1 protein-coding gene and 1 pseudogene are annotated in these 608 nt (G+C 42.1%); both read right to left on the reverse strand.

The window, feature by feature from the left end; genetic code table 11:
- A pseudogene (locus CWB80_RS22755) lies at positions 1 to 222 on the reverse strand (IS3-like element ISSse1 family transposase); the annotation flags it as partial.
- A 41-nt stretch (positions 223 to 263) separates the two neighbouring features.
- A partial coding sequence (locus tag CWB80_RS21860) for a transposase (RefSeq protein ID WP_212751496.1) occupies positions 264 to 608 on the reverse strand: 345 nt, incomplete at its 5' end.

Genomic DNA, 608 nt, shown 5'->3' on the forward strand with positions numbered 1-608 from the left:
TTGTAATAGTCTCTGCACACGTCCCTTACTGCAATCAAAGCCATGCGCTACCGCTGCCTCCCAAAGCTTTCTATAACCAGGAATGCAGTGCTCTTGGTCGCTGACATGCTTTAGAAATTTCAGTAACGAACTGTTCTCTTTATGGCGTGTGCTAGGTAATTGCTTTAACCATTTATAATACCCAGCCGGCGACACAGATAACCAACTGCACAACTTCTTCACTGTGCGTTTGGCGTCTGTGACCTTGTGGATATATTCGAACCTTATTCTTTTAGGCTGTCGAAGTAGACCTTCGCCTTTTTTAAAACGTCATTCTCCAACTGAGCATCTTCGAGTTGCTTCTCAAGCTTGCGAATTTGGCGTTCTAAATCTGTGTATGATTTGTCAGGGCCTTGGTTCTTTAGTGGCTTTGCCGTTTTCTTTTTCGAGGTCATGTGACTTCTCCAACTTGATAGCATGTCAGGATGAATTCCGTATTTATTAGCGACCATCTTAACTGTATCTGTGGTGTCTAACGACTCTTGAACGACTTTTATTTTAAATTCGAGGGAATATCTACGCTGTGACTTTACTTTCATGATTACTGACTCCAAAAAGGTGTCTACTTT

It is taken from the genome of Pseudoalteromonas sp. S1650, from assembly GCF_005887195.1.
Classification (GTDB): domain Bacteria; phylum Pseudomonadota; class Gammaproteobacteria; order Enterobacterales; family Alteromonadaceae; genus Pseudoalteromonas; species Pseudoalteromonas simplex.